Genomic DNA, 22652 nt, shown 5'->3' with positions numbered 1-22652 from the left:
CGCAGGAGGAGAACCATGTCGATCGGAGCCGACCGCACCCCCCAGGAGTCGGACACCTCCCGGGCGCAGCCCCCGCGCGTCTCGCTGCAGCCCTGGACCCGCCAGATGGACGCCTACACCGGCCCGGACACGCTGCTGGACTTCAACCAGGTCGACAACGTCTGCATCGACCTCACCGAGGCGAACTCCTCGGGGCAGGCCCAGCTGCTCATGGGCCGCCCCACCCGCCTGTCCACGATCGTGCACGACCCCGAGGCCTACGGGCACGCCGTGCGCGCGGCCCGGTCCCTGCGCACCAAGACCCACGAGCTGTCGGTCAACCACGGGCTGGACGCCGCGTACCTCGCCGCCGGCACCGCGTCCTGGCTCGCCCGGCCCCGGGGCTCCGACCCGACCGGCGCCGGACAGCGCCGCTGGATCGCCCCCGTCCTGCTCGCGCCCCTCGCCCTGAAGCCGCGCCCGGACCTCGACGACTTCGAGCTCCAGCTCGTCGGCCCCGCCCGGCTCAACCCCGCCATGGTCCGCCGGCTGGCCGCGGACCACGGCGTGGACCTGACCTCCGGCGAGCTCGCCCGCCTCGCCTACGGCACCCGCCGGCTCGACCCGGCCCCCGCCCTCGAGACCCTGCGCACCCTCGCCGGGGCGGTGCCCGGGATGCACGTCGAGCACAAGCTGCTCGTCTCCACGTTCGCCGATCTGCACGACCGGCCCGCCGACCTGTCGGTCGTGGCCCGCACCGCGGTGGTCCGGGACCTCGCCCGGCTCAAGGACTCCGCGGTCGGACGGATCCCCCAGGTCGAGGAGATCACGGACGACGCGCCCCCGCTCGACCAGCGCGACCCCGCCGACGAGCTCCTCCTGCTCGACGCCGACGGCCCCCAGCAGGAGGTCCTCGACCTCGCCGCCCAGGGCCACTCCTTCGTGGTGACCGCGGCCCCCGGCACCGGGCAGCTCGACACCGCCGTCAACACGGTGGGCACCCTCGTGGCCGCCGGCCGGACCGTCCTGGTCCTGGGCGAGCGGCGCACCACGCTCGCCGCGTTCGGGCGGCGGATGGACGGGCTGGGCCTGGGCACCGCCGTCCTGCCGCTGTCCTCCCAGCTCAGCGACGCCGACGTGGCCCAGCAGCTCGTCCGGGCGGTGGCCCGCAACGAGCGCGCCGAGCGCCCGGACCTCGCCGAGCTGCACGAGACGCTGCGCACCAGCCGGGACCAGCTCGCCGAGCACGTGCGGTCCCTGCACACCGTGCGGCCCCGGTGGTCCGTCTCCCCGTACCGGGCCGTGCAGGCGCTCGCCGAGCTGACCTCCCGCCGGCCGGCGCCCGCCACGGCCGTGCGGTTCCCGCGCTCCGTGCTCGACGCGGTCACGGAGCGCGGCGACGCCGTCGCCCGGCTCGAGCGCGCCGCCGAGCTCGGGGCCTTCGACGCCGGGACCCTGGCCGGGCCCTGGACCGGGGCGCGCCTGGTCAACGAGGACGAGGCCCGGCAGGCGCACCGGCTGGCCCAGTCCCTGCTCCTGGAGCTCACCACCCTCGAGACCGGGATGCGGCACGTCCTGGCCACCAGCGGGCTGCGCGGCGGCACGACCGTGCCCGAGTGGGGCCGGCAGCTGCGGCTGCTGCAGGAGGTCCAGGACTCCCTGACCCGCTTCACGCCCGACATCTACGACCGGCCCGTGACGGACCTGGTCGCCGCGACCGCCGGGTCGGGCTGGCGGCGGGAGCACGGGATCGAGATGACCGGGCTGCAGCGCTCACGGCTGCGCAAGGCCGCGAAGGAGTACATCCGGCACGGGGTGCACCTCTCGGATCTGCACGCCGCCCTGCTGCGCGTGCAGTCGGAGCGGGAGCGGTGGCGGGAGTGGGCCACTTCGTCCACGCACCCGGTCGTCTCCGAGCGGGTCGAGGAGCTCGCGGCCGTGCAGGCCCGCTTCGTGGAGGACCTCGAGGGCCTGGCCATCGCCCTCGAGGGCTCGTCCACCGGCGCCGACCTCCTGGGGCTGCCGATCGACCGGCTGCGCGAGACCCTGGACGGGCTCATCAACGACGAGGAGAACCTCGCCGTGCTGCCCGAGCGCACCGTCCTGCTCGACGAGCTGCGCGGCCAGGGCCTCGGCGAGCTCGTGGACGACCTCGTGCGGCGCACCGTGCCCCGCGCGGAGGTCTCCGGGGAGTTCGACCTCGCGTGGTGGCAGTCCACGCTCGAGGCCATGATCACCGGCGACGACTTCCTGGCGATGCCGGAGGGGCACACCCTGCGCAAGGTGGAGTCCGTGTTCCGCCGCGCCGACGCGGCGCACGTGGCCTCCGGGGCCGGCCGGCTCCTCTGGGAGCTCGCCGACCGCTGGCAGCGCTCCGTCCGGCGCTCCCCGCGCGCGGCGGCCGCCCTGCGCCGCATGCTCCGGGCGGGGGCCGCCCCGCTCGAGGAGGTCAGCGCCTCGGCGGGCGAGCTGATCGGCTCGCTGGTGCCCGTCTGGACGGCCAGCCCCCTGGTGCTCTCCGCGGCGCTGCCCGAGGACCACGACTTCGACGCCGTGGTGGTGCTGGACGCCGAGAGCTCCCCGCTCGCGGCGGTGCTGCCGGCGCTGACCCGGTGCGGGCAGGTCATCGCGTTCGGGGACCCGCACCTGGGCCGCCCTCAGCCGTTCACGGTGGCGCCCACCGCGGTGCCCGCCCCGGGCGCCCAGCCGGTGGTCGAGGTGGACAGCGCCTTCGACGCCCTCTCCCGCGTGGTGCCGGAACGGACGCTGCGGACCGTGTACCGGTCCATGGACGAGCAGGTCTTCCGCCACCTCAACGAGCAGTTCTACGGCGGGCGCCTGAGCAGGCTCCCGCACGGTGAGTCCGTCACCGGGGCCACCCCCGTCCTCGACGTCGAGTACGTCCCGGACGGCGTGGGCGCCCTGACCGCCGGGATCGAGGGCATCCAGGCGCCCGCCGCCGAGGTGCGGCGCGTCGTGGAGCTCGTCTTCGAGCACGCCGCGCGCCACCCGCGCCGGTCCCTGGCCGTGGTCACGGCCAGCGCGGTGCACGCCGCGCGGATCGCGCAGGCCGTCCGGCAGCGGATGCGCGAGGAGCCCGCCGCCGCGGCCTTCTTCGCCCCGGGCCCCGAGTCCTTCCGGGTGGTCGACCTGCACCGGGCGGCGGGCATCGTGCGGGACACCGTCATCTTCTCGCTGGGCTTCGGCAAGACGGCCAACGGGCGCACCGTGCCGTACCTCGGGGCGCTGTCGGAGCGGCACGGCCGCCAGCACTTCGTGCTCGGCATGACCCGGGCCCGCCACAGCACCCGCATCGTGACCTCCCTGCACCCGGGGGAGATGGAGGGAAAGGGCCTCCAGCACGGCGCGCGGGACTTCGCCCGTGTGCTCGCCGCGCACCTCGGCGGCCTGTCGCCGGGGGAGGAGGAGGCCCGGGACACCCACGACGACGCCCTGGTGGTCGACCTCGCCCGCCGGCTGGTGGAGCGCGGTGCCTCGGTGCGGCTGGACTACGCGGGCGTCCTCGACCTGGTCGCCTGGGCCGGCACGGAGTCGCTGTCCGCGGGGGCCGTGGTCCCGGGCCGCACCCGTGCCGAGGGCCGGCCGCTGCGGATCCCCGTGGCCGGGCAGTCCGACGGCTCGCCGGAGAACGCCGCCCTGTCCGTGCGGGAGCGCTCGCGGCTGCGGCCCCAGCAGCTCGAGCGCACCGGCTGGAACTACCTCACGCTGTGGACCATCGAGGTCTTCACCGACCCGGACACCGTCGCCGAGCTGATCCGGCGCTATCTCGGCCTGCCCGCCGCCCCGCAGCGGGGTGACCGTGCCGGCTGAGCCGGGCCCGGCGTCCGGCGGGGACCCCGGGCCCGCCGAGCCGGACCGCGCCCCCCGGCGGGACGTGCCCGCCGCCCCGCGCCCCCGCCGGCGCGGGCCGAGGCGTGCCACCGGGGGCACGTTCACCGACGGCACGTCCACCGGGGCGGAGCCGCGCCTACCCGGCCTGGACGGGCGGGCGTCCGCGGCGGACGCGGACCGGGCGGACGAGGCCTCCGAGCGGGCCCACGAGGACTGGCTCAGGGCCCAGCGGCCTCCGCACTGGGACTGACCGGCGCCGGGACGAGGACCACGGTGGTGCGCCCGGTGCCGTCCGCGCCCGCGAGCTGCGCGGCGCCCTCGTGCGGGGCCCCCACCACCAGCAGCCCCTCCTCCTCGGAGGTGCCGGGCCCGGCGAGCAGACCGCCGTCCCCGCCGGGGTCCGCGGAGGAGACCCACAGCACGGGCAGGCCCCGGCCCAGGACCTGACGCCCGCCCGGCGCGGCGCCGTCGGGCAGGTGGACGACGTCCACGTGGTCGCCCGCGCGCACGTGCCGCAGCACACCGGGGTCGTCGATGCGCAGCGTCACCGCCGTGACGCCCCCGTCCTGTCCCGTCAGCAGTCCCGGGCCCACGAGCGCGGTCTCCGTCAGCGGCTGCCCGGGGCCCGCGGCGCCCGCCAGGACGCGCCCGGACAGCTCCGCGGGGTCGGCCACGGCACCCTCCGGCGCCAGCCCGTGGGGATAGGCGACCACCGCGAGCCGCTCCGGGGTGACCACCGTGCCCGCGGGCAGCGCCTCGGCGGCGGTGACCACCGGCACCGTCCTGGTCTGGGGCGGGCCGAGCCGCAGGACCACCAGGGCCGCCGCGAGCCCGAGGAGCAGCGCGGCCACCAGCCGGCGGCGCCGGGACAGTGCCGAGCGCAGGTGCAGGGACAGCGGGTAGCGGCGTCGGACGGTCCGGGGGCGGCGGCTCATGCCGGGCACGCTACGGGCCGGGTGCCCGGGACCCCGCCGTTCCGGGGCCGCCTGGGGAGGGGCGGGCAGCGCCGCCCGGGAGGTGCCTCCCGTGCAGTGCGGACGCCGGGGCGGCGTCCGGGGACCGGCTCAGTCGGAGGACCCGCCCGCGGTCGCGGAGGCGGACGAGGAGGACGCGCCCGCGCCGGCGGTCGCCGGGGTCGCCGTCTTCGCCGGCGCCGCCGGCTCGGCGGTGGAGGACGCGGAGGACGTGGAGGACGTGGAGGACGTGGAGGCGCCCGAGTCCGCGCCGCCGGAGCGCGAGTCGTTGCGGTAGAAGCCGGAGCCCTTGAACACCACGCCCACCGTGTTGAACTTCTTGCGCAGGCCCCCGTCGCACTCCGGGCAGACGGTCAGGGCGTCCTCGCTGAACGACTGGCGGATGTCGAACGCGTGGCCGCAGTCCTTGCAGGCGTAGGCGTAGACGGGCATGGGTCCTCCTGGGAAGGGTCGACGAGCGCGCTCGTTGGCACTCGAAGGGGTCGACTGCCGATTCTACCGTGTCCCCGGCGCCGGACCGGCGGGCCCGTCCAGGCGCACGGTCCCGTGCTCCGTGAGGGCCAGCGGCACGGGGGCGTCGAGCTCCTCGACCGGCACGGTCCCGGCCGGGAGGACCTCGTCGGCGAAGACGCACACCGCCGTGCGCAGCTCCGGGTGCGCCGTGCGCGGCAGCGTGGCGAGGAAGCGGTCGTAGTAGCCGCCGCCGAAGCCCAGCCGCGCGCCGTCGGGCGCCACGGCGAGCGCGGGCACCAGCAGCAGGCCCACCGCGTGCATCACCTCCGCGCCGTGGCGGGCGCCCACGGGCTCGCGCAGTCCGCCCGCGCCGCCGGACCGCACGGGGGTGTCCGGCGTCCACCGCGCCCAGGAGAGCCGGCGCCCGGGCTCGCACACGGGCACCCAGATCCGGTGGCCGCGGTGGTGGGCCGTGACGAGGGCGGGCTCGAGGGGCGGTTCCGTGGCCAGCGGGAGGTACGCGGCGACGTCGAGGTGCGGGCGGTCGGCCAGCATCTCCGCGAGGTGCCGGTCGAACGCCACGGCGGCGCGCTCCCGGGCGGCCCGGGAGCGCCGCGCGCGGGCCGCCACGAGCTGCCGGCGCAGCCGGGTCTTGGCCTCGGCGGGACCGCGGGGGTCGGTCATCGTCGTGTCCGCTCCTCGTCCGACGCTCGGCCCGGGTGGCCCCGGACGCGCCGACCCTGCCGGGCCGGTGGTGCGAGGCTAGCCGCGCACCACCGCGGCGGGCAAGCGTGCCCGGCCTGGAATCCCCTGGCGGGAGCCCCCGATCCGTTAGCCTGAGCGCATGAGTGGAAACAGCAACCCCCGGACGGTCCGGAAGGCCGTCATTCCTGCCGCCGGGCTGGGCACCCGGTTCCTCCCCGCGACGAAGGCCATGCCCAAGGAGATGCTGCCGGTCGTGGACCGGCCGGCCATCCAGTACGTGGTCCAGGAGGCGGTCGACGCCGGCCTCCAGGACGTCCTGATGATCACCGGGCGCTCGAAGCGGGCGCTGGAGGACCACTTCGACCGGGTACCGGCCCTGGAGCACCAGCTCGAGGAGTCGGGCAAGACCGATCTGCTGCGGGCGGTGGAGCACGCCTCCGAGCTCGGCGAGATCCACTACCTGCGCCAGGCGGACCCCAAGGGACTGGGGCACGCGGTGCTGCGGGCGAAGATCCACATCGGTGACGAGCCCTTCGCGGTGCTGCTGGGCGACGACCTGATCGACGCCCGGGACGAGCTGCTCACCGAGATGATCGCCGTGCAGGAGCGCACCGGCGGCTCCGTGGTCGCGCTGATGGAGGTCCCGGCCGAGCAGATCAGCGCCTACGGCTGCGCGGACGTCACCGCGGTGGAGGGGGAGGACTACGTGCGGATCAACGGGCTGGTGGAGAAGCCGGCCCCGGAGGACGCTCCGTCCAACCTGGCCGTGATCGGGCGCTACGTGCTGGTGCCGGAGGTGTTCGAGGTGCTGGAGAACACCGCCCCCGGGCGCGGCAACGAGATCCAGCTCACCGACGCGCTGCAGACCCTCGCCCAGCGCGAGGGCGAGGGCGGCGGGGTGTACGGGGTGGTCTTCAAGGGCCGTCGCTACGACACCGGCGACAAGCTCAGCTACCTCAAGGCCAACATCATCCTGGCCTCGGAGCGCGAGGACCTCGGGCCCGAGCTGTGCGAGTGGCTCAGGGAGTACACCCGGACCCTGCCGGTCGGCTGAGAGACCGCGCTCCCGTGGCCGGACAGTTCCGGTGGCCCGTCACCGTCTCCTGGGGGGACCTCCGGCTGCGTCCGCTGGCCCGGGGGGACCGCCGGGAGTGGGACGTCGTGCGCGCCCGCAACCGGGACTGGCTCGACCCGTGGGAGGCCACGAACCCCGCACCCGGCGGGGCCCCGCCCACGTTCGGGCAGTTCGTGCGCACCCTCGACCAGCAGGCCCGGCAGGGCACGGCGCTGCCCTTCCTCATCACGGAGCGGGTCCCGGGGACGGAGCGGTTCGGTCTCGTCGGCCAGCTGACCGTCTCCGGGATCTCGTGGGGGTCGTTCCTGTCCGCGACCCTGGGGTACTGGGTGGACCGGGACCAGGCGGGACGCGGCGTGGCCCCCATGGCGGTGGCCATGGCCACCGACTACTGCTTCCAGGGCCTCGAGTTGCACCGGATCGAGATCAACATCCGGCCGGAGAACACCAAGTCCCTGCGGGTGGTGGAGAAGCTCGGGTTCCGGGACGAGGGGCTGCGCAAGGACTTCCTGCACATCGACGGGCGCTGGACGGACCACCGCAGCTTCGCGCTCACCGCGCCGGAGGCGCCCGAGGGACTCGTCCGCCGGTTCACGGGATCGGACCGCCCCGCCGTGTGGCAGTGACCCGGCCGGGCGTGTCCACAGGGATACCCACAGGCGCGCCCCCGCGGTAGTAGGCTGTTCCTCACGGCCCGAGCCCGGGCCCCGGACACGCCGGCGCAGCGCGCCGGCGTCCCCCGTCCGCTCGATCCGGCGACCACGAAGGCAGGACCGCGACCATGATCTGGGTGAGCAGCTCGGCCGTGCTGGCCGTGGTGTGCGCGCTGTCGCTGTTCTGGGTCGCGCCGCGACTGCAGCGCCGCCGGGAGCTCCCCGTCGAGGCGCCGGCCGAGACGGCCGGCCCCGACGGTCTCCCCGCGCCGATCGAGCAGCCCCCACCCGCGTCCCGCCGACGAAGGAACATCATGGCGACCACCGACACCGTCCCCCGGCCCGCCGACGGCGACCCCGGACGCACCGGCAGAGGGCACCTGCGCATCAGGCGGGACCGCGCCGTGATCCTCCTCGCCGGGTGCGCCGCCCTCCTGGCCGCACTCGTCACCGCCGTGGTCGCACCGTTCTCCGCCGCGGTGAGCTGGCCGTGGCCCGTCTTCCTGCTGCTGCTCGGCGTCGGCTCCGTCCTGTCCCTGCGCTACCTGGCCGTCCAGGACCGGGCCGCCCGCCGTGCGTCGCGCCCCGCGGTCCGGGCGCCGGAGGCGGATGCGGAGCCGCACGCCCCCCGCGAGGACGTCGCCCTGTTCGACAACGAGCACGTCGTGGCGGAGGAGGTCCGCGAGCAGTCGCGCCGGACGGCTGAGGACCTCGACCTGCCCACCCCCGAGGAGCAGCCCCGGATGCCCGCACCCGCCGCCTTCACGGTCGAGGAGCTGCGGGCCGAGGCGCTCCGCGTGGCCCGAGAGTCCGCACCGGCCGCCGCGGCCCGGACGTGGGAGCCGGTGCCCGTGCCGCGTCCGACCTACGCCGAGGCGCCCGTGGTCCAGCGCCCGGAGCCGGAGCCGCTGCCGGTGCCGGAGCAGCCCGCCGCCCGCTCCGCGAGCCTGAAGGACGCCGTGCGCACGGGCGAGGAGCAGGGCCGCGCCGCCCTCGACCTCGACGACGTCCTCAAGCGCCGCCGCGCCTGAGCGCACGCACCAGCCGGCCCGGTCGACCGGGCCGCACGAACCGCCGCGCGCCCCCACCGGGGCGCGCGGCGGTTCGCGTCCCCGGGGGCCGTGCACGGCCCCGGTATCATCGCCGCAACGGCCGGCCGCCGGTTCCGGCGGCCGGTGGCCCCGACCAGGAGGACACCCATGACCGCCGTCGCCCACCGCGAGGTCGAGCGCAAGTACGAGTTCCCGGAGGGCGCCGAGGCCCGGGTGGACTGGAGCACGCTGGAGGGGTGCACCGTCTCGGCCGAGCCCGTGGAGCACCGCATGGAGGCCGTCTACCACGACACCGAGGACATGGCCCTGGGGCGGCGCCTGGTCGCGCTGCGCCGCCGCCGGGGCGGGGCCGACGACGGGTGGCACGTGAAGTTCCAGGGCGCGAACGGACGCCACGAGCTGCAGGTGCCGCTGCTGCGCACCCCGGACCGGATGCCCGCGTCCGTGCGGAACCTCCTCGCCGGGCTGACCGGGGGACAGGAGCTGCGGCCGGTGGCGACCCTCCGCACCGTGCGGCAGGTGCACCGGATCAGCGACAGCACGGGGGCGGCGGTCGCGGAGCTCGCCGTGGACGTCGTGGACGCCGTCGACGAGCGCACGGGAACGGCGCGGTCCTGGTCGGAGTGGGAGGTCGAGCTCCTCGACGGCACGGTGCCCGAGGTGCGCCAGGAACAGATCTTCGCCGCGGTCGAGGCCGTGGTCTTCGCGGCCGGCGGGAAGCCGTCCACCTCCCGGGCGAAGATCGCCCGTGCGCTCGGCGAGGACGACGACGCCCCGGCGGGGCCCGGCCGGAAGCAGGACGAGAAGCAGCCGGAGGGCAGGAGCGGCAAGAAGGCCGGGAGCGGCACGAAGAACAAGAAGAACAAGAAGAACAAGAACAAGGCGGGAAAGAAGGGGAAGCCGGCGGGCGGGCCGGACGTGCTGCGCGCGGTGCTCGGGGAGCTCGCCGAACAGCTGGTGCTCTGGGACTTCAGGGTCCGCCTCGACGTCCCGGACGCGGTGCACCAGATGCGCGTGACGTCCCGTTCCCTGCGCAGCGTGCTGAGGGCGGCCAAGCCGTTCTTCGACGGCGCGGCGGCGGAGGAGCTGGACGCCCGGCTGCGGGAGCTCGCCCGGACGCTGTCCGCGGCCCGGGACGCCGAGGTCACGGCGGAGCTGCTGGCCGGGCGCGTGGAGGCGCTCGAGGGGCGGGTGGGGCCGGCCGCGGCGGAGAGCCTGCGGCAGCGGGCCGAGGAGGAGGCACGGACGGCGGCCGCGAAGGTGCGCCGGCACGTCACGGGCCAGGAGCACCTGCGGCTCCTGGCGGACGTCCAGGACTTCGCCGCCCGTCCGCCGCTGACCGAGGAGTGCACCCGGCTCTCGGGGCGTGAGGTCGCCGACGCAGTGGTGCACCGGGCCCTGCGGAAGGTGGTGCGCGTGGCCGAGGCGGAGCTGGCCGGTGGCCCGGGCGGCGAGGGGCAGCTGGAGCACCTGCACGATGTCCGCAAGGCCGTCAAGCGCGTGCGCTACGTCGACGCCGTCCTCGGCCGGACCGGGCACCGGCCGGGCAAGCAGCTGCGGCGCGCGGCCCGGGACGCGGAGGACTACCAGGACGAGCTGGGCCGGATCATGGACGCCGCGGTGGTGGAGCGGTGGCTCGCGGGCACGGCGGCCGCCCTCGGGCGCTCCGGTGCGGACCGCTACGCCGTGGGGGCGCTGCACGGCGCCGAGGTCCTCCGCCTGCGGGCCGGGACCGACGGCGGGACGGACGTGGTGGGGGTGCTCCTGTCCCAGCTGCGGGAGGACCTCGCCTGAGCGGCGCTCCGGACGCCACCGCGCGGACGCCTCCCGAGAGACTCCGGCGGGGCGCGCCACGACCCGCCTGAGCCCTGCCGGAGCAGCCTCTGCCCCGTCTGCACCCGGGCCGGCGGGCGGCCGGGGCCGGCCTGTACGGTTCCGTCGCAGTAGTCATGCCCGGGTCACGGGGACGGGGGGACGATGGTCGCAGTCGACGGGCCGTTCGCGTTCTCGCGCGTTTCCCGGCCCGGACTCGACTGCCCGGTCGGCCGGTGAGGACGGCCGCCGGGACGGCTTCCAGCACCCGAGGAGTGCGTGATGACCGAGCACACCCAGCCGGACGGGCCGACCCCGTCCGGGATCTCCCTGGTGATGTCCCGCCGCGGACTGCTGGCGGCCGGCACCGCAGTGGCCTCCGCCGTCGCCGTCGGGGCCGTTCCGACGGCGGCTGCCGCCGCACCCAGCACCAACGGCGTCATCTACGGGGTCGAGGACGACAAGGACCTGCTGTGGTACCGCCACGAGGGCCGCAGCAACGGCACGCCGCGCTGGGCCAACAACGGCACCGGGCGCAAGGTCGGCGGCGGGTGGGACTTCGCCCACGTCTTCGCCGGCGGCGCCGGGGTCGTCTACGGGGTCGAGCACGACGGGGACCTCCTGTGGTACCGCCACGAGGGCGCGGCCGACGGCACGGCGCGCTGGGCCAACCGGGGCCGCGGGCGCAAGGTCGGCAGCGGGTGGGACTTCACCCACGTCTTCTCCGGCGGCGCCGGGGTCCTCTACGCGGTGCAGGGCAACGGTGACCTTTTCTGGTACCGCCACGAGGGGCGCAGCAACGGCACGCCGCGCTGGGCCAACAACGGACGCGGGCGCAAGATCGGCAGCGGGTGGGACTTCGCCCACGTCTTCGCCGGCGGCGACGGGATCATCTACGCGGTGGAGCACGACGGGGACCTGCTGTGGTACCGCCACGAGGGACGCGGCGACGGCACGGCGCGCTGGGCCAACAACGGACGCGGGCGCAAGGTCGGCAGCGGGTGGGACTTCGCCCACGTCTTCGGCGGCGGAGGCGGGATCGTCTACGCGGTGGCGTTCGACGGAGACCTGTTCTGGTACCGCCACGAGGGGCGCAACAACGGCACGCCGCGCTGGGCCAACAACGGCACCGGGCGCAGGATCGGCAACGGGTGGAACTTCGAGCATGTCCTCTACGGGAACTAGCGAGCGGCTCCCGGCCCGCACGACGACGGCCCCCGTCCGGCGTTGTGCCGAGCGGGGGCCTTCGTCTCCGGTGGAGCTAAGGGGAATCGAACCCCTGACCTTTTCATTGCGAACGAAACGCTCTACCAACTGAGCTATAGCCCCGGAGCAACCGTTCCATCGTATACATCCCGCGCCGGTTTCGCATCTCGGGCGCCCGGCGCGTCCGGGGCGGTTCCCGCCGGTGGTCGGGGAGCAGGGCCGCCAGTGGGTAGATTGACCGGCATGGACGACGCGCCCGGACCCCACGACCCCGCAGCCGACGAGGCCGGCGAGACGGCAGACCTGGCGGTCGCCTTCGTCCCCGGCGTGATGCCCGGCAAGTGGTTCTTCCGGTGGCGGGACCGCAACCCCGGCCGCGTCCTCGCCGAGCGCCCGCTCGAGACGGACGCGTGGGAGGAGGAGCTGGGAGCGGGGCGCGCCCACGCGTGCTTCGTGCGGCTGCCCGCGCACCCGCGCCCCGGGGTCGACGACCTCGCCACGCTGCGCGAGGAGTACCGGGCGGTGGAGCTCTACGCGGAGCAGCAGGTCGTGGTGCTGCCCCGGGACCACGAGCTGACCCTGCTCGACGAGGTGCCGGTCGCGGAGCTCGTGGACGAGGTGCTGCTGCAGGAGCCGGCGACCCTCCCCGAGCGCCACCGGCTGCGCTCCCCGGAGGCTGTCGCCGCGGACGCGCCGCTGCCCCCGATGCGCCACGCCCGGGACGCCGTCGAGCTCGTCGCCGCGGGCCTGGGGCTGGTCGTCGTGCCCATGTCGCTCGCCCGGCTGCACCACCGCAAGGACCTCGTCCACCGTGTGGTGCCCGATGCCGCCACGGTCCCCGTGGCGCTGGTGTGGCCGCAGGACCTGACGGAGGAGCAGGAGGAGCTCGTGCAGGACTTCGTGGGCGTCGTCCGCGGCAGGGGGCTCAACAGCTCCCGGGGTGCTGCCGCACCGGCGTCCCCGGCCGCGGAGGACCGGCCGGCCGCCAAGGCGGGTCCGGCACGGGCCCCGTCGTCGCGCCGTGGGGGACAGCCCCCGCAGGGGGCGCGGCGGGCGGGCGCGCCCCGGGGCGGGGCGCGGTCCGGTCGCGGCGGGCCCAAGGGCGGCCGCCGGTCCGGCGGCCGTGGCCGGCGCTGAGGGCGCCTACTGCTGTTCGGGGGACTGCTGCTCGACGGCCACCGTGTAGGACCACAGCTCCGAGGCGGTGCCCACGGGCCGGGGGCGCTCGCCCTCCCCGGCGGGGCCGCCGTGGGACCGGGCGAAGTCCTGCGAGGACCGCCAGGCGTCGTAGGAGTCCTCGTCGGCCCACCGGGTGAGCACGAGCCACTGCGTGCGCCCGTCCGTGGGCCGCAGCAGCTCGAAGCCCTCGAAGCCCGTGACCCCGGCCATGGTGCCGCTGTGGGCGGCGAAGCGCCGGCCGAGCTCGTCGCCGGAGTCGGCCGGGACGGTGATGGCGTTGATCTTGACGATGCTCATGCGTCCGATCCTGGCACATCGCGCCGGACCGACCGGACCTGTCCCGTCTCCGGCGGACCGGGCGCCGCGACCCCGGCCTCGGCCTGCCGGATCACGGTCTGGTTCAGCAGGGGCACGTGCAGGCCCTCGCGGTCGAGCATCTTCTTGATCCGCAGCCGCAGCGCCCGGGCCACGTCCCACTGCTTGAGGGGGACCGTGCGGACGGCCACGCGCACGGTGACGGACTCCCCGGTCACGGCCTCCACGCCCCACACCTCCGGGTCCTCGGTGATGTACTCGCCGACCTTCGGGTCGTCCCGCAGCAGCCCCGCCTCGTGCAGGATCAGCTCCGTGACCAGCTCGATGTTCGTGTCGTAGGGCACCGGCAGGTCCAGCACGCAGCGGGCCCAGCCCTGGGACTGGTTGCCCACGCGCAGGATCTCCCCGTTGCGCACGTGCCACAGGGTGCCGTTGACGTCCCGGACCTGGGTCACGCGCAGCCCCACGGACTCCACGGTCCCGCTCGCCTCGCCGAGGTCGACGACGTCCCCGATGCCGAGCTGGTCCTCGGCGACCATGAAGATCCCGGACAGGTAGTCCTTCACGAGGGACTGCGCCCCGAAGCTCAGGGCCACCCCGGCGATGCCGGCGGAGGCCAGGACCGGGCCGATGTCGTAGTTGAGCTCCGAGATGATCATCACCAGGGCCACGGCCCAGATCACCACCGTCCCCACGGACGAGAGCACCGAGCCGATGGTGTGGGCGCGCTGGGACTGCCGCGCGCCGGCCAGTCCCGCGTCCTCGACCCAGCGCGGCCTGCCCCGCTCCATCCGGCGCACGATCCGTGACCGGGTGCCCTTCGCGATCCCCCCGGTGACCCGGCGGATCAGCAGCCGCACCACGGCGGCCAGGATCGAGGCGCCGAGCAGCACCAGGAGGATCCGCAGCGGCTTGTCGAGCCAGAACTCCCACACCGGGTCCAGGGCCGGCACGGGGGTGGACATCAGGAGGGGGGCAGGGAGGAGCATGGAGGAAGCGTAACCAACGACGTCCGCGACCCGTCAGCCGTCCAGCCGATCCGGAGGTGCGTCGGGCACAATGGTGGTCGCACCCGCCGGGCCCCCGCCCCGCCCCGCCCACCGCCGAGGACCCATGACTGCACCCAGCCCCGCCCCGACCGCCGCCCCCGACCTCACCGCCGCCCCGGACGCGGCCGTCCTGGCCGCCCGGATCACCGGGGCCCAGGACTCCGGCGCCGAGACGCTGGGCGGGGTCGCCGGCTGGGCCGTCGACGTCATGGAGGCCATCGGCGCTCCTGGCGCCGGTCTGCTCGTCGCGCTCGAGAACCTCTTCCCGCCGCTGCCGTCCGAGGTGATCCTCCCGCTGGCCGGGTTCACCGCGAGCCAGGGCAGCTTCTCGCTCGGCGGGGCGATCTTCTGGACGACCCTGGGCTCGGTGGTCGGCGCCGTGGCCCTCTACTGGATCGGTGCCGCGCTCGGCCGCCGCCGGCTGCGGGCGATCGTGGACCGGATGCCCCTGGTCGACCTGCACGACCTCGACCGCACCGAGGCGTGGTTCGAGCGGCACGGGAAGGCCGCCGTCTTCTTCGGGCGCATGATCCCCGTATTCCGGTCGCTGATCTCGGTCCCCGCCGGCATCGAGCGGATGTCGTTCAGCGCGTTCGTCCTGCTCACCACGGCGGGGTCCCTGATCTGGAACACCATCTTCGTGCTCGCCGGGTTCTACCTGGGCGAGAACTGGCACGTCGCCGAGCAGTACGCCGGGATCTTCTCCCGGATCGTGGTCGTCACCGTGGCGGTCCTGATCGCGTGGTGGGTGCTCAAGCGGGTGCTGCGCAACCGCCGGGGCCTGTCCGACTCCGCCCGCCGCGAGCGCGGGCAGCAGTGACCGCGGCGGTCACAGCCACCGTTTGAACCGGAACACGACGTAGAGCACCACGCCCGTCACGAGCATCAGCCCCAGCGCCATGGGGTAGCCCCACACCCAGGACAGCTCCGGCATGAACCTGAAGTTCATCCCGTACACGGAGCCGATGATCGAGGGCGCGAACAGGATCGCCGCCCAGGAGGAGATCCGCTTCATCTGCTCGTTCTGCTCGATCGCGGCCTCGTTCTGCCGGGCGGCGAGCTGCGTGGAGTCCAGCATGAGGGCGTTGGTGAGGGACGCCTGGAAGGACTCGACCTTGTTGTTGACGAAGATCAGGTGGTCCAGGACGTCCCGCAGGACGTGCTGGAGCTCCCGGGGCGCGCCGGCCCCGGCGAGCTCCTCGAGGAACTGCCGCAGCTCCAGCTCCAGCGGGGCGACCGCCCGGTGGAACGCGCTGACCTCCCGGGTGAGCTGGTAGATGCGCCGGGAGACGACGCCGTCCCCGGAGCCGGAGTACAGGGCGTCCGAGATCTCGTCGATGTCGTTCTCGAGCCCCTCGACCACCGGGTAGTAGTCGTCCACGGTCTGGTCGAGCACCGCGTAGAGCACGGCCTCCGCGCCGGTCACCAGCAGGGCGGGCTGCGACTCCACCCGGGTCCGGACCCGCCCGACCCGCCCGTGCTCGGACTGCCGGACGGTGATCACGAAGCCGGGTCCCGTGACGATGTGGATCTCCCCGAAGTCGACCGTCTCGGTGGCGTCCTGGTAGACGGCGGGGCGCAGCACCGTGAACAGGGTGCTCCCGTAGCGGTCGAGCTTGGGCCGCTGCTCGGCCTGCCGGATGTCCTCCACGGCGAGCTCGTGCAGGCCGAACTGCTCGGCCAGGGAGTCGAGCTCGTCCGCGGAGGGCCGGTACAGGCCGATCCAGACGAGGACGCAGTGCTCCCCGGCCTCGGTGCAGCGGGGGTCCTCGGTCCGCAGCCGGGCGAGCAGCCGGTAGGTCTCCTCGAGCGTGGCGGGGGACGCGATGCGCTGTCCGCCCCGGTAGACGGCGTTGTCGACGATGCTCACGCGCCCATTATCCCCGGGGGCCGATCCACCGGCCCGCCCGCCGCGCGCGCTGTCGGCGCCCCGCCCCGGGCGTTCCTAGAATGGGGGCATGAGTTTCCCCATGGACACCCGGGTGGGTGCCTACGCCGTGATCGTCCAGGACGGGGCGGTGCTGCTCAGCCACTGGAACCCGCGCCACCCCACGCTGCGGGGGGCGTGGAGCCTGCCCGGCGGTGGCATGGAGATCGGGGAGCAGCCCGCGCAGACCGCGCTGCGGGAGGTGCACGAGGAGACCGGCTTCACCGTGGAGCTCGACGAGCTGCTCGGCGTGCACAGCCGCCACATGGACGCCGGCGAGCGGCTGGACGGCCGGGACCGGCCCTTCCACGCCCTGCGCGTGATCTACCGTGCCCACATCACCGGCGGGACGCTCACCTCGGAGCAGGACGGCTCCTCCGACGAGGCCCGCTGGTTCCCCCTGGCGGCGGTGCCGCAGCTGCCCCTGGTCGGCCTCGTGCCCGTGGGCCTCGAGCTGGCCGGGCTCGTGGCCGCGAGCTCCGCGGGACCGGGGGAGGGCCGGTGAGCCGCCGTGGCGCCGCCGCGGGCCTGCTCGCCGTCGCCGCGCTCACCGGGTGCGGCGGCGGGGCCCCGGAGCAGCCGCCGGCCACCGCGGCGTCCCCCGCCGCGGAGCCGGTCCGGATCGCGGCGGGACCCACCGGGCAGACGGCCGTGCTCGCCCACGTCTACGCCGGGCGGCTGCGGGAGGCGGGCTTCGACGCGAGCGTGGTCGACGCCGGGACCGAGCGCGCCGACTACCTCGGGGCCCTCGAGCGGGGGGAGGTGGAGGTCGCCGCGGACTACTCCGGCAACCTCTACCTGTACCTGCGCGGCCGGGCGCCGGTGGGCCCGGCCTCCGCGGCGCCCACGGGCGAGGCGACGCCCACCCCCACGCCGTCCCCGGACGCCGAGGACGGCGGGCTCGCCGAGGACCTCTCCGAGCTGCTGGGCCTGGGGGAGGAGCGCGCGGACGACGACGACGTGCTGGCCGGGGTGCAGGACGTGCTGCCCGAGGGCCTGCGGACCCTCGAGCCGGCCCCGGCGGAGAACACGGTGGCGGTCGTCGTGACCCGGCCGACCGCTGTGGAGCACGAGCTCACCGACCTGGAGGACCTGGGCCCGGTGTGCGACGAGCTGGCGCTGGGCACCGACCTCGACTTCGCGGGCCGCTCCTACGGCCCGGAGGGACTGGAGGACGCCTACGAGTGCGTGCCCGGCAGGTTCGTGCCGTTCGGCGACCAGGACGACCTCGTGGACGCACTGCTCGAGGACCGGGTGCAGGCTGCGGCCCTGTTCACGGCCTCGCCCGCCATCGAGGACAACGCCCTCGTGGTCCTGGCCGACCCGCTCAACAACTTCGTCCCGCAGCGGGTGGTCCCCGTGGCGGCCGAGGACCTGCCGGACGCCGCCGCGGACGTCGTCGACGGGGTCTCCGCGCAGATCGGCACCGAGGACCTCGTGCTGATGACCCGGATGACCTCCGCCCGCGACCCGTACACGCCCGAGGAGGCCGCGCGGTACTGGCTCGAGGGCGGCGACGACACCTGATCGGCGCACCGACGGGTGCCCCGGACGGCGTGCACCCCGGGGGTAAGGTGTACCGCATGTCAGTGGTGAAGCAGTCCGACAAGCTCAAGAACGTCCTCTACGACATCCGCGGCCCCGTGCTGGAGCAGGCGGAGCACATGGAGGCGGAGGGCCACCGGATCCTCAAGCTCAACATCGGCAACCCCGCGCCGTTCGGCTTCGAGGCACCCGACGCGATCCTCGTGGACATGATCAAGAACCTGCCCAACGCGCAGGGCTACTCGGACTCCCGCGGCATCTACTCGGCCCGCACGGCCGTGGTGCAGTACTACCAGACGCGCGGGATCATGAACCTCGACACCGACGACGTCTACCTGGGCAACGGCGTCTCCGAGCTCATCACCATGACGCTGCAGGCGCTGTGCAACCCGGGCGACGAGATCCTCATCCCGTCCCCCGACTACCCCCTGTGGACCGCTTCGGTGGCCCTGTCCGGCGGCACCCCCGTGCACTACCGGTGCGACGAGGACAACGACTGGAACCCGGACCTCGAGGACCTCGCGGCGAAGATCACCCCCAACACCAAGGGCATCGTGATCATCAACCCGAACAACCCCACCGGCGCGGTCTACTCCCGCGAGGTGCTGCAGACCATCGTGGACCTCGCCGCCGAGCACGAGCTGATCCTGTTCTCGGACGAGATCTACGAGAAGATCACCTACGACGACGCCGAGATGATCAACACCGCGACCCTCACCGGCGAGGACGTGCTGTGCCTGACCTTCTCCGGGCTCTCCAAGGCCTACCGGGTGGCCGGGTACCGCGCCGGGTGGCTGGCGATCACCGGGCCCAACTGGAAGGCCGAGAGCTTCATCGAGGGCATCAAGCTGCTCGCCAACATGCGCATGTGCGCCAACGTCCCGGCCCAGCACGCGATCCAGACCGCGCTCGGCGGCTACCAGTCGATCAACGACCTCATCCTCCCGGGCGGGCGGCTCAAGGCCCAGCGCGACCTCGCCCACCGGCGGCTCAACGAGATCGACGGCGTGTCCTGCCGGCAGGCCGACGGCGCCCTGTACCTGTTCCCCAAGCTCGACGTGGAGAAGTTCAACATCGTCGACGACGAGAAGTTCGCCCTCGACCTGCTCAAGGAGCAGAAGATCCTCGTCAGCCACGGCCGGGCGTTCAACTGGCCGGAGCCCGACCACTTCCGCCTCGTCACCCTGCCGTCCGTGGAGATGCTGGCCACGGCGCTGGACCGGATCGAGGAGTTCCTCGGCAACTACCGCCAGTGACCGGCGGGCCGCGCCCCGCGGCCCGCCCCGCACTCCCAGGAGGTCCCGCATGAGCGCAGCCGACCAGAGCCCCGGCACCGGGTTCGAGCAGGACGTACGGCCCCTGCTGCGCGCCCGGCCGGGCCTGTCCCTGGACGCGGTGGACACCCGCTCCACCCCCGGGTTCCGGGGGAAGAAGCAGCAGGGCACCGCGCTGCGGGCCGCCCGGGACGCCGAGCTGTCCCGGCTGCAGCGCCAGATCTACGCCAACGCCACGGTGGGCGCCCGGCACCGGGTGCTGCTCGTGCTGCAGGGCATGGACACCTCCGGGAAGGGCGGCGTCATCCAGCACGTGCTGGGCGGGCTCAGCCCGCACGGCGTGCACACCCACGGCTTCGGCCGGCCCACCGAGGAGGAGGCCGCCCAGCACTTCCTCCAGCGGGTGCGGCGCCAGCTGCCCCGGCCCGGGGTGATCGGCGCGTTCGACCGGTCCCACTACGAGGACGTGCTGGTGCCCGTGGTGCACGACGTGCTCGACGACCGGCAGCTCGAGCGGCGCTACACCGAGATCCGGCACTTCGAGCAGGAGCTCGCCGACGACGGGGTGGTGGTCATCAAGGTCTTCCTGCACCTGGGCCTGGACGAGCAGCGCGAGAACCTCCTCGCCCGCATGAGCGACCGGACGAAGCAGTGGAAGTTCGATCCCTCGGACCTCGAGGCGCGCAGCCGGTGGGAGACCTACATGGCCGCCTACGAACGGGCCATCGACGCGACCGACGCCGACCACGCGCCCTGGTACGTGGTGCCCACCGACCGGAAGTGGTACGCCCGGGCCGTGGTCCAGGACCTGCTGATCTCCGCGCTCGCGGGCCTGCGGCTCGACTGGCCGGACCCCGGCTACGACGTCGAGGACGCGCGCCGGCGCCTCTCCGAGCTCTGACCCGCGGCGGACCGGGCGGGGCGCGCTCAGCCGCGCCCGGCGCCCTCCTCGCCGTCGCCCCCGTCGGCGTCCGCGCGCCGGCTCCGGGCCGCGTCGAGCCGCTCGCGGGCGCCGTCGAGCCACTGCTCGCAGCGGGTGGCGAGGGCCTCGCCGCGCTCCCAGAGCGCGAGGGACTCCTCGAGGGACGTGCCCCCGGCCTCGAGCCGGGAGACGACCTGCACGAGCTCCTCGCGGGCCTGCTCGTAGCCCAGGCCGGCGATGTCGGACAGGTCGGGTGCTGCGGGGTGGTCGGTGCTCGCCATGGGTGGCGCCTCTCGTTCGGAACGGTCGGGGACGGCGGTGGTGCCGGTGCCCCGGTGGGTCAGGGGGAGCCGGGGTGCTCGCCCGGGCGCCGGGCGGAGACGGTCTCGGTGCGCACGCCGAGCTCGCCCGCGGCCAGGCGCACCCCCAGCAGGTCCCCGGCGCGCACGGCGGCGGCGTCGGTGACCACGGCGCCGGAGGCGTCCAGGACCACGGAGTAGCCGCGCTGCAGGGTCTCCTGGGGGGACAGCGCCCGCACCCGGGCGCGCAGGGAGCGCACGGCGTCCCGCTCCCGCAGGGTCCGGGAGTCCACGGCGGACAGCGCCCGGGTGCGCCACCGGTCCACGTCCTCCTCCCGGAGCAGGATCATGTCCTCCGGCTGGGCCAGGACGGGCCGGGTGCGCACGGCGGTCAGACCGGCGGCCTCCCGGTCCAGGAAGCCTCGCACGGCGCGGTCCAGGCCCGCCCGGGCCCGGGCCACCCCGGCGCGCTCCTCGACGACGTCGGGGACGATCCGCTTGCCGGCGTCCGTGGGGGTCGAGGCCCGCAGGTCGGCCACCCAGTCGAGCAGCGGCTGGTCGTTCTCGTGCCCGATGGCGCTGACCACCGGGGTGCGGGCGGCCGCCACGGCCCGGATCAGGGACTCGTCGCTGAAGGCCAGGAGGTCCTCGAAGGAGCCGCCGCCGCGGGCGATCACGATGACGTCCACCTCGGCCATGGCGTCGAGCTCGCGCAGCGCCTGGGTCACGGCGCGCACCGCGCCGGAGCCCTGGACCGCGACCTCCCGCACCTCGAAGTCCACGGCCGGCCAGCGCAGGGACGCGTTGCGGATGACGTCCTTCTCGGCGTCCGAGTTGCGCCCCGTGACGAGGCCGACCCGGCGGGGGAGCAGGGGCAGGGGCTTCTTCCGGGCGGCGTTGAAGAGCCCCTCCTCGGCGAGGGCGCGCCGCAGCCGCTCGAGCCGCTCCAGCAGGTCGCCCAGGCCCACCGGGCGGATGCCGCGGCCCAGCATGGACAGCCGGCCGGTCTTGGCCCAGAAGTCCGGTTTGAGCTGGGCGACCACCCGCATCCCCTTCTCCAGGGGACGGTCCAGGTGGGCGGTCTCGTTGGCGAAGAGGGTCACGGGCACGGAGATCTCGGCGTCGACGTCCCGCAGGGTCACGTAGGTGACGCGGGCGCGCCGGTTGAGCTCGATGATCTGCCCCTCGACCCACGTGGGCGCGCAGCGGGCGATGTAGGCATGCAGGTTCTCGGAGAGCATCCGCAGCGGCCACGGGTTCTCCGGGGTGGTCCGGTCCGCCCGCTGCGGCAGCTCCCGCTCGCCGCCCGCCGGGGCGTCCTGCTGCGGCTCCAGATACGTCATGCCTCATGCTTACCACCCGACGGGGACAGCCGTGCACGCGCTCCGCCCGTGCGTACAGTGGTTCCGTGAGCCTCTCAGCACCCCCCGCCCCCGGACACCGCTTCGCGCCCCGTTCCGCGCCCCGCCCCCGACGACGCGCCACGACCGTCCTGCGCACCGGCCTCGGCACCGTCCTGGGCCTCGCCGCCGCGTCCCTCGTGGCGCTGCTCGTGCCCCTGCACTGGGCCCAGGACACCCTGGTCTCCCGCGACGGCTTCACCCGGGTGGTGGGCACCCTCGCCGAGGACCGGCCGTTCCAGGAGGAGCTGGCCCGCACCGCGGTGGGGCAGGTGGCCGACCGGATCGTGGGGGAGCGGGCCACCGGCGTCGGGTTCCTCGACCGGATGCTCGAGGACGCCGCCCGCCGTGCGGCCGACGTCGCCGCGGACCTCACCGCCGACCCCGCCTACCAGCGCGCGTGGACGGAGGCGCTCACCCGCACCCACGAGGCCAACGTCCCCGTGGACGGCGCGGTGGAGGAGCCGCCGAAGGACCTCGTGCTGGACATCGCCCCCGTCCTCCGGGAGGTCGACGCGGCCGTGCAGCGGGCCGTCGGCGTGGACGTCGGGCTGGCGGAGCGCGAGAGCCGGATCACCGTCCCGGGGTCGAACACCGGGCGCCTGATCGAGGCGGGCACCCGGGTCACCGACCTGGCCGTCCCGCTCACGTGGACCGCCGCGGTGCTCGCCGTGCTCGCGCTGCTCGTGACCCGGCACCGCTTCGCCGTGCTCGCCGTGCTGGGGCTGGGGACCCTGGCCGGACTGGGCGTCGTGTGGCTGCTCGTGGAGCAGGGCGTGCAGCGGGCCTCCGGCATGCTCGGCGGCGACCCCGTGGTCCGGCTCGCCGCCGACCGGGCCGTCCTCCTGCTCACCGACTCCCTCGGCGAGCAGATGGTCACGGCCGCCTGGGCTGCCGGGATCACGGGCGTCGTGGGCCTCGTGGGGGCCATCCTCGTGTCGGGCGGATCACGGCGCGGGCCCCGCCCCACCGCGTAGCATG

Annotated in this window: 22 protein-coding genes and 1 tRNA gene; 14 read left to right on the top strand and 9 right to left on the bottom strand. The window is 75.0% G+C overall.

Going from position 1 to position 22652, the window contains the following annotated elements:
• Positions 1-15: 15 nt before the first annotated feature.
• Together RF640_RS03460 and RF640_RS03455 are read left to right on the top strand one after the other, a co-directional pair.
• On the top strand, positions 16-3810 hold the full coding sequence (locus tag RF640_RS03460; protein WP_109222030.1) for a hypothetical protein: 3795 nt from the start codon (positions 16-18) through the stop codon (positions 3808-3810).
• Positions 3800-4081: a hypothetical protein gene (locus RF640_RS03455; RefSeq protein ID WP_035924770.1), complete on the top strand. Its 282-nt coding sequence runs from the start codon at positions 3800-3802 to the stop codon at positions 4079-4081. The genes RF640_RS03460 and RF640_RS03455 overlap by 11 nt, the downstream gene beginning before the upstream one ends.
• On the opposite strand, the gene RF640_RS03450 is transcribed toward RF640_RS03455, so the two are convergent.
• The 3 genes from RF640_RS03450 to RF640_RS03440 form a co-directional block, all read right to left on the bottom strand.
• Positions 4050-4766: a Flp pilus assembly protein CpaB gene (locus RF640_RS03450; protein ID WP_368826624.1), complete on the bottom strand. Its 717-nt coding sequence runs from the start codon at positions 4764-4766 to the stop codon at positions 4050-4052. The two genes, RF640_RS03455 and RF640_RS03450, sit on opposite strands and share 32 nt — an antisense overlap.
• A gap of 129 nt (positions 4767-4895) precedes the next feature.
• The gene (locus RF640_RS03445; protein ID WP_368826622.1) at positions 4896-5237 is read right to left on the bottom strand and encodes an FmdB family zinc ribbon protein; all 342 of its coding nucleotides are present in this window, start codon (positions 5235-5237) and stop codon (positions 4896-4898) included.
• Between the two features lie 63 nt (positions 5238-5300).
• The gene (locus RF640_RS03440) at positions 5301-5942 is read right to left on the bottom strand and encodes a 5-formyltetrahydrofolate cyclo-ligase (RefSeq protein WP_368826620.1); all 642 of its coding nucleotides are present in this window, start codon (positions 5940-5942) and stop codon (positions 5301-5303) included.
• A 160-nt stretch (positions 5943-6102) separates the two neighbouring features.
• Between RF640_RS03440 and galU the strand changes: the two genes are divergently transcribed.
• From galU to RF640_RS03415, 5 genes are all read left to right on the top strand, one after another.
• Entirely contained in the window at positions 6103-7017 is a 915-nt protein-coding gene (gene galU, locus RF640_RS03435) for a UTP--glucose-1-phosphate uridylyltransferase GalU (protein WP_031282980.1), read from the top strand.
• A 14-nt stretch (positions 7018-7031) separates the two neighbouring features.
• Positions 7032-7664: a GNAT family N-acetyltransferase gene (locus RF640_RS03430; protein ID WP_368826617.1), complete on the top strand. Its 633-nt coding sequence runs from the start codon at positions 7032-7034 to the stop codon at positions 7662-7664.
• A 155-nt stretch (positions 7665-7819) separates the two neighbouring features.
• Entirely contained in the window at positions 7820-8722 is a 903-nt protein-coding gene (locus tag RF640_RS03425; protein WP_255219672.1) for a hypothetical protein, read from the top strand.
• Positions 8723-8890: 168 nt separating this feature from the next.
• Complete coding sequence (locus RF640_RS03420; RefSeq protein WP_368826615.1) at positions 8891-10537, top strand: CHAD domain-containing protein; 1647 nt, start codon at positions 8891-8893, stop codon at positions 10535-10537.
• A 300-nt stretch (positions 10538-10837) separates the two neighbouring features.
• Complete coding sequence (locus RF640_RS03415) at positions 10838-11740, top strand: tachylectin-related carbohydrate-binding protein (protein ID WP_368826613.1); 903 nt, start codon at positions 10838-10840, stop codon at positions 11738-11740.
• Between the two features lie 71 nt (positions 11741-11811).
• Here RF640_RS03415 and RF640_RS03410 read toward each other — a convergent pair.
• A tRNA-Ala gene (locus tag RF640_RS03410) sits at positions 11812-11884 on the bottom strand.
• Between the two features lie 120 nt (positions 11885-12004).
• Here RF640_RS03410 and RF640_RS03405 point away from each other — a divergent pair.
• Positions 12005-12898, top strand: a complete 894-nt coding sequence (locus RF640_RS03405) for a LysR family transcriptional regulator substrate-binding protein (RefSeq protein ID WP_081994442.1) — start codon at positions 12005-12007, stop codon at positions 12896-12898.
• A gap of 6 nt (positions 12899-12904) precedes the next feature.
• On the opposite strand, the gene RF640_RS03400 is transcribed toward RF640_RS03405, so the two are convergent.
• Positions 12905-13237 carry an antibiotic biosynthesis monooxygenase gene (locus tag RF640_RS03400; RefSeq protein WP_115162880.1) on the bottom strand — a complete coding sequence of 111 codons (333 nt, stop codon included), beginning with the start codon at positions 13235-13237 and terminating at the stop codon, positions 12905-12907.
• Entirely contained in the window at positions 13234-14244 is a 1011-nt protein-coding gene (locus RF640_RS03395; protein WP_035927506.1) for a mechanosensitive ion channel family protein, read from the bottom strand. The genes RF640_RS03400 and RF640_RS03395 overlap by 4 nt, the downstream gene beginning before the upstream one ends.
• 268 nt (positions 14245-14512) lie before the next feature.
• Between RF640_RS03395 and RF640_RS03390 the strand changes: the two genes are divergently transcribed.
• The gene (locus RF640_RS03390; RefSeq protein ID WP_109222061.1) at positions 14513-15124 is read left to right on the top strand and encodes a DedA family protein; all 612 of its coding nucleotides are present in this window, start codon (positions 14513-14515) and stop codon (positions 15122-15124) included.
• A 9-nt stretch (positions 15125-15133) separates the two neighbouring features.
• Here RF640_RS03390 and RF640_RS03385 read toward each other — a convergent pair whose 3' ends face one another.
• The gene (locus RF640_RS03385) at positions 15134-16174 is read right to left on the bottom strand and encodes a magnesium and cobalt transport protein CorA (RefSeq protein WP_017833370.1); all 1041 of its coding nucleotides are present in this window, start codon (positions 16172-16174) and stop codon (positions 15134-15136) included.
• A gap of 88 nt (positions 16175-16262) precedes the next feature.
• Between RF640_RS03385 and RF640_RS03380 the strand changes: the two genes are divergently transcribed.
• From RF640_RS03380 to RF640_RS03365, 4 genes are read left to right on the top strand one after another with little or no spacing between them, the layout of a single operon-like run.
• The gene (locus RF640_RS03380; RefSeq protein WP_368826610.1) at positions 16263-16736 is read left to right on the top strand and encodes an NUDIX hydrolase; all 474 of its coding nucleotides are present in this window, start codon (positions 16263-16265) and stop codon (positions 16734-16736) included.
• Entirely contained in the window at positions 16733-17758 is a 1026-nt protein-coding gene (locus RF640_RS03375) for a glycine betaine ABC transporter substrate-binding protein (RefSeq protein WP_035927497.1), read from the top strand. The genes RF640_RS03380 and RF640_RS03375 overlap by 4 nt, the downstream gene beginning before the upstream one ends.
• Positions 17759-17814: 56 nt before the next feature.
• Positions 17815-19032, top strand: coding sequence for a pyridoxal phosphate-dependent aminotransferase (locus RF640_RS03370; protein WP_035927494.1), 1218 nt, complete (start codon positions 17815-17817; stop codon positions 19030-19032).
• Positions 19033-19081: 49 nt separating this feature from the next.
• Positions 19082-19951: a PPK2 family polyphosphate kinase gene (locus RF640_RS03365; RefSeq protein WP_109244461.1), complete on the top strand. Its 870-nt coding sequence runs from the start codon at positions 19082-19084 to the stop codon at positions 19949-19951.
• 26 nt (positions 19952-19977) lie between these two features.
• Here RF640_RS03365 and RF640_RS03360 read toward each other — a convergent pair whose 3' ends face one another.
• Both RF640_RS03360 and xseA read right to left on the bottom strand, forming a co-directional pair.
• Positions 19978-20253: an exodeoxyribonuclease VII small subunit gene (locus tag RF640_RS03360; protein ID WP_035927490.1), complete on the bottom strand. Its 276-nt coding sequence runs from the start codon at positions 20251-20253 to the stop codon at positions 19978-19980.
• A gap of 59 nt (positions 20254-20312) precedes the next feature.
• Entirely contained in the window at positions 20313-21614 is a 1302-nt protein-coding gene (gene xseA, locus RF640_RS03355; protein WP_368826606.1) for an exodeoxyribonuclease VII large subunit, read from the bottom strand.
• A 65-nt stretch (positions 21615-21679) separates the two neighbouring features.
• Between xseA and RF640_RS03350 the strand changes: the two genes are divergently transcribed.
• Positions 21680-22648 carry a hypothetical protein gene (locus tag RF640_RS03350; RefSeq protein ID WP_109222038.1) on the top strand — a complete coding sequence of 323 codons (969 nt, stop codon included), beginning with the start codon at positions 21680-21682 and terminating at the stop codon, positions 22646-22648.
• Positions 22649-22652: the final 4 nt, after the last annotated feature.

The organism is Kocuria sp. CPCC 205231 (assembly GCF_040980965.1).
In the GTDB taxonomy this organism is placed as follows: Bacteria; Actinomycetota; Actinomycetes; order Actinomycetales; family Micrococcaceae; genus Kocuria; species Kocuria rosea.
Note: the sequence above shows the minus strand (reverse complement) of the source record. Positions and strands in the feature narration are given on the sequence as shown.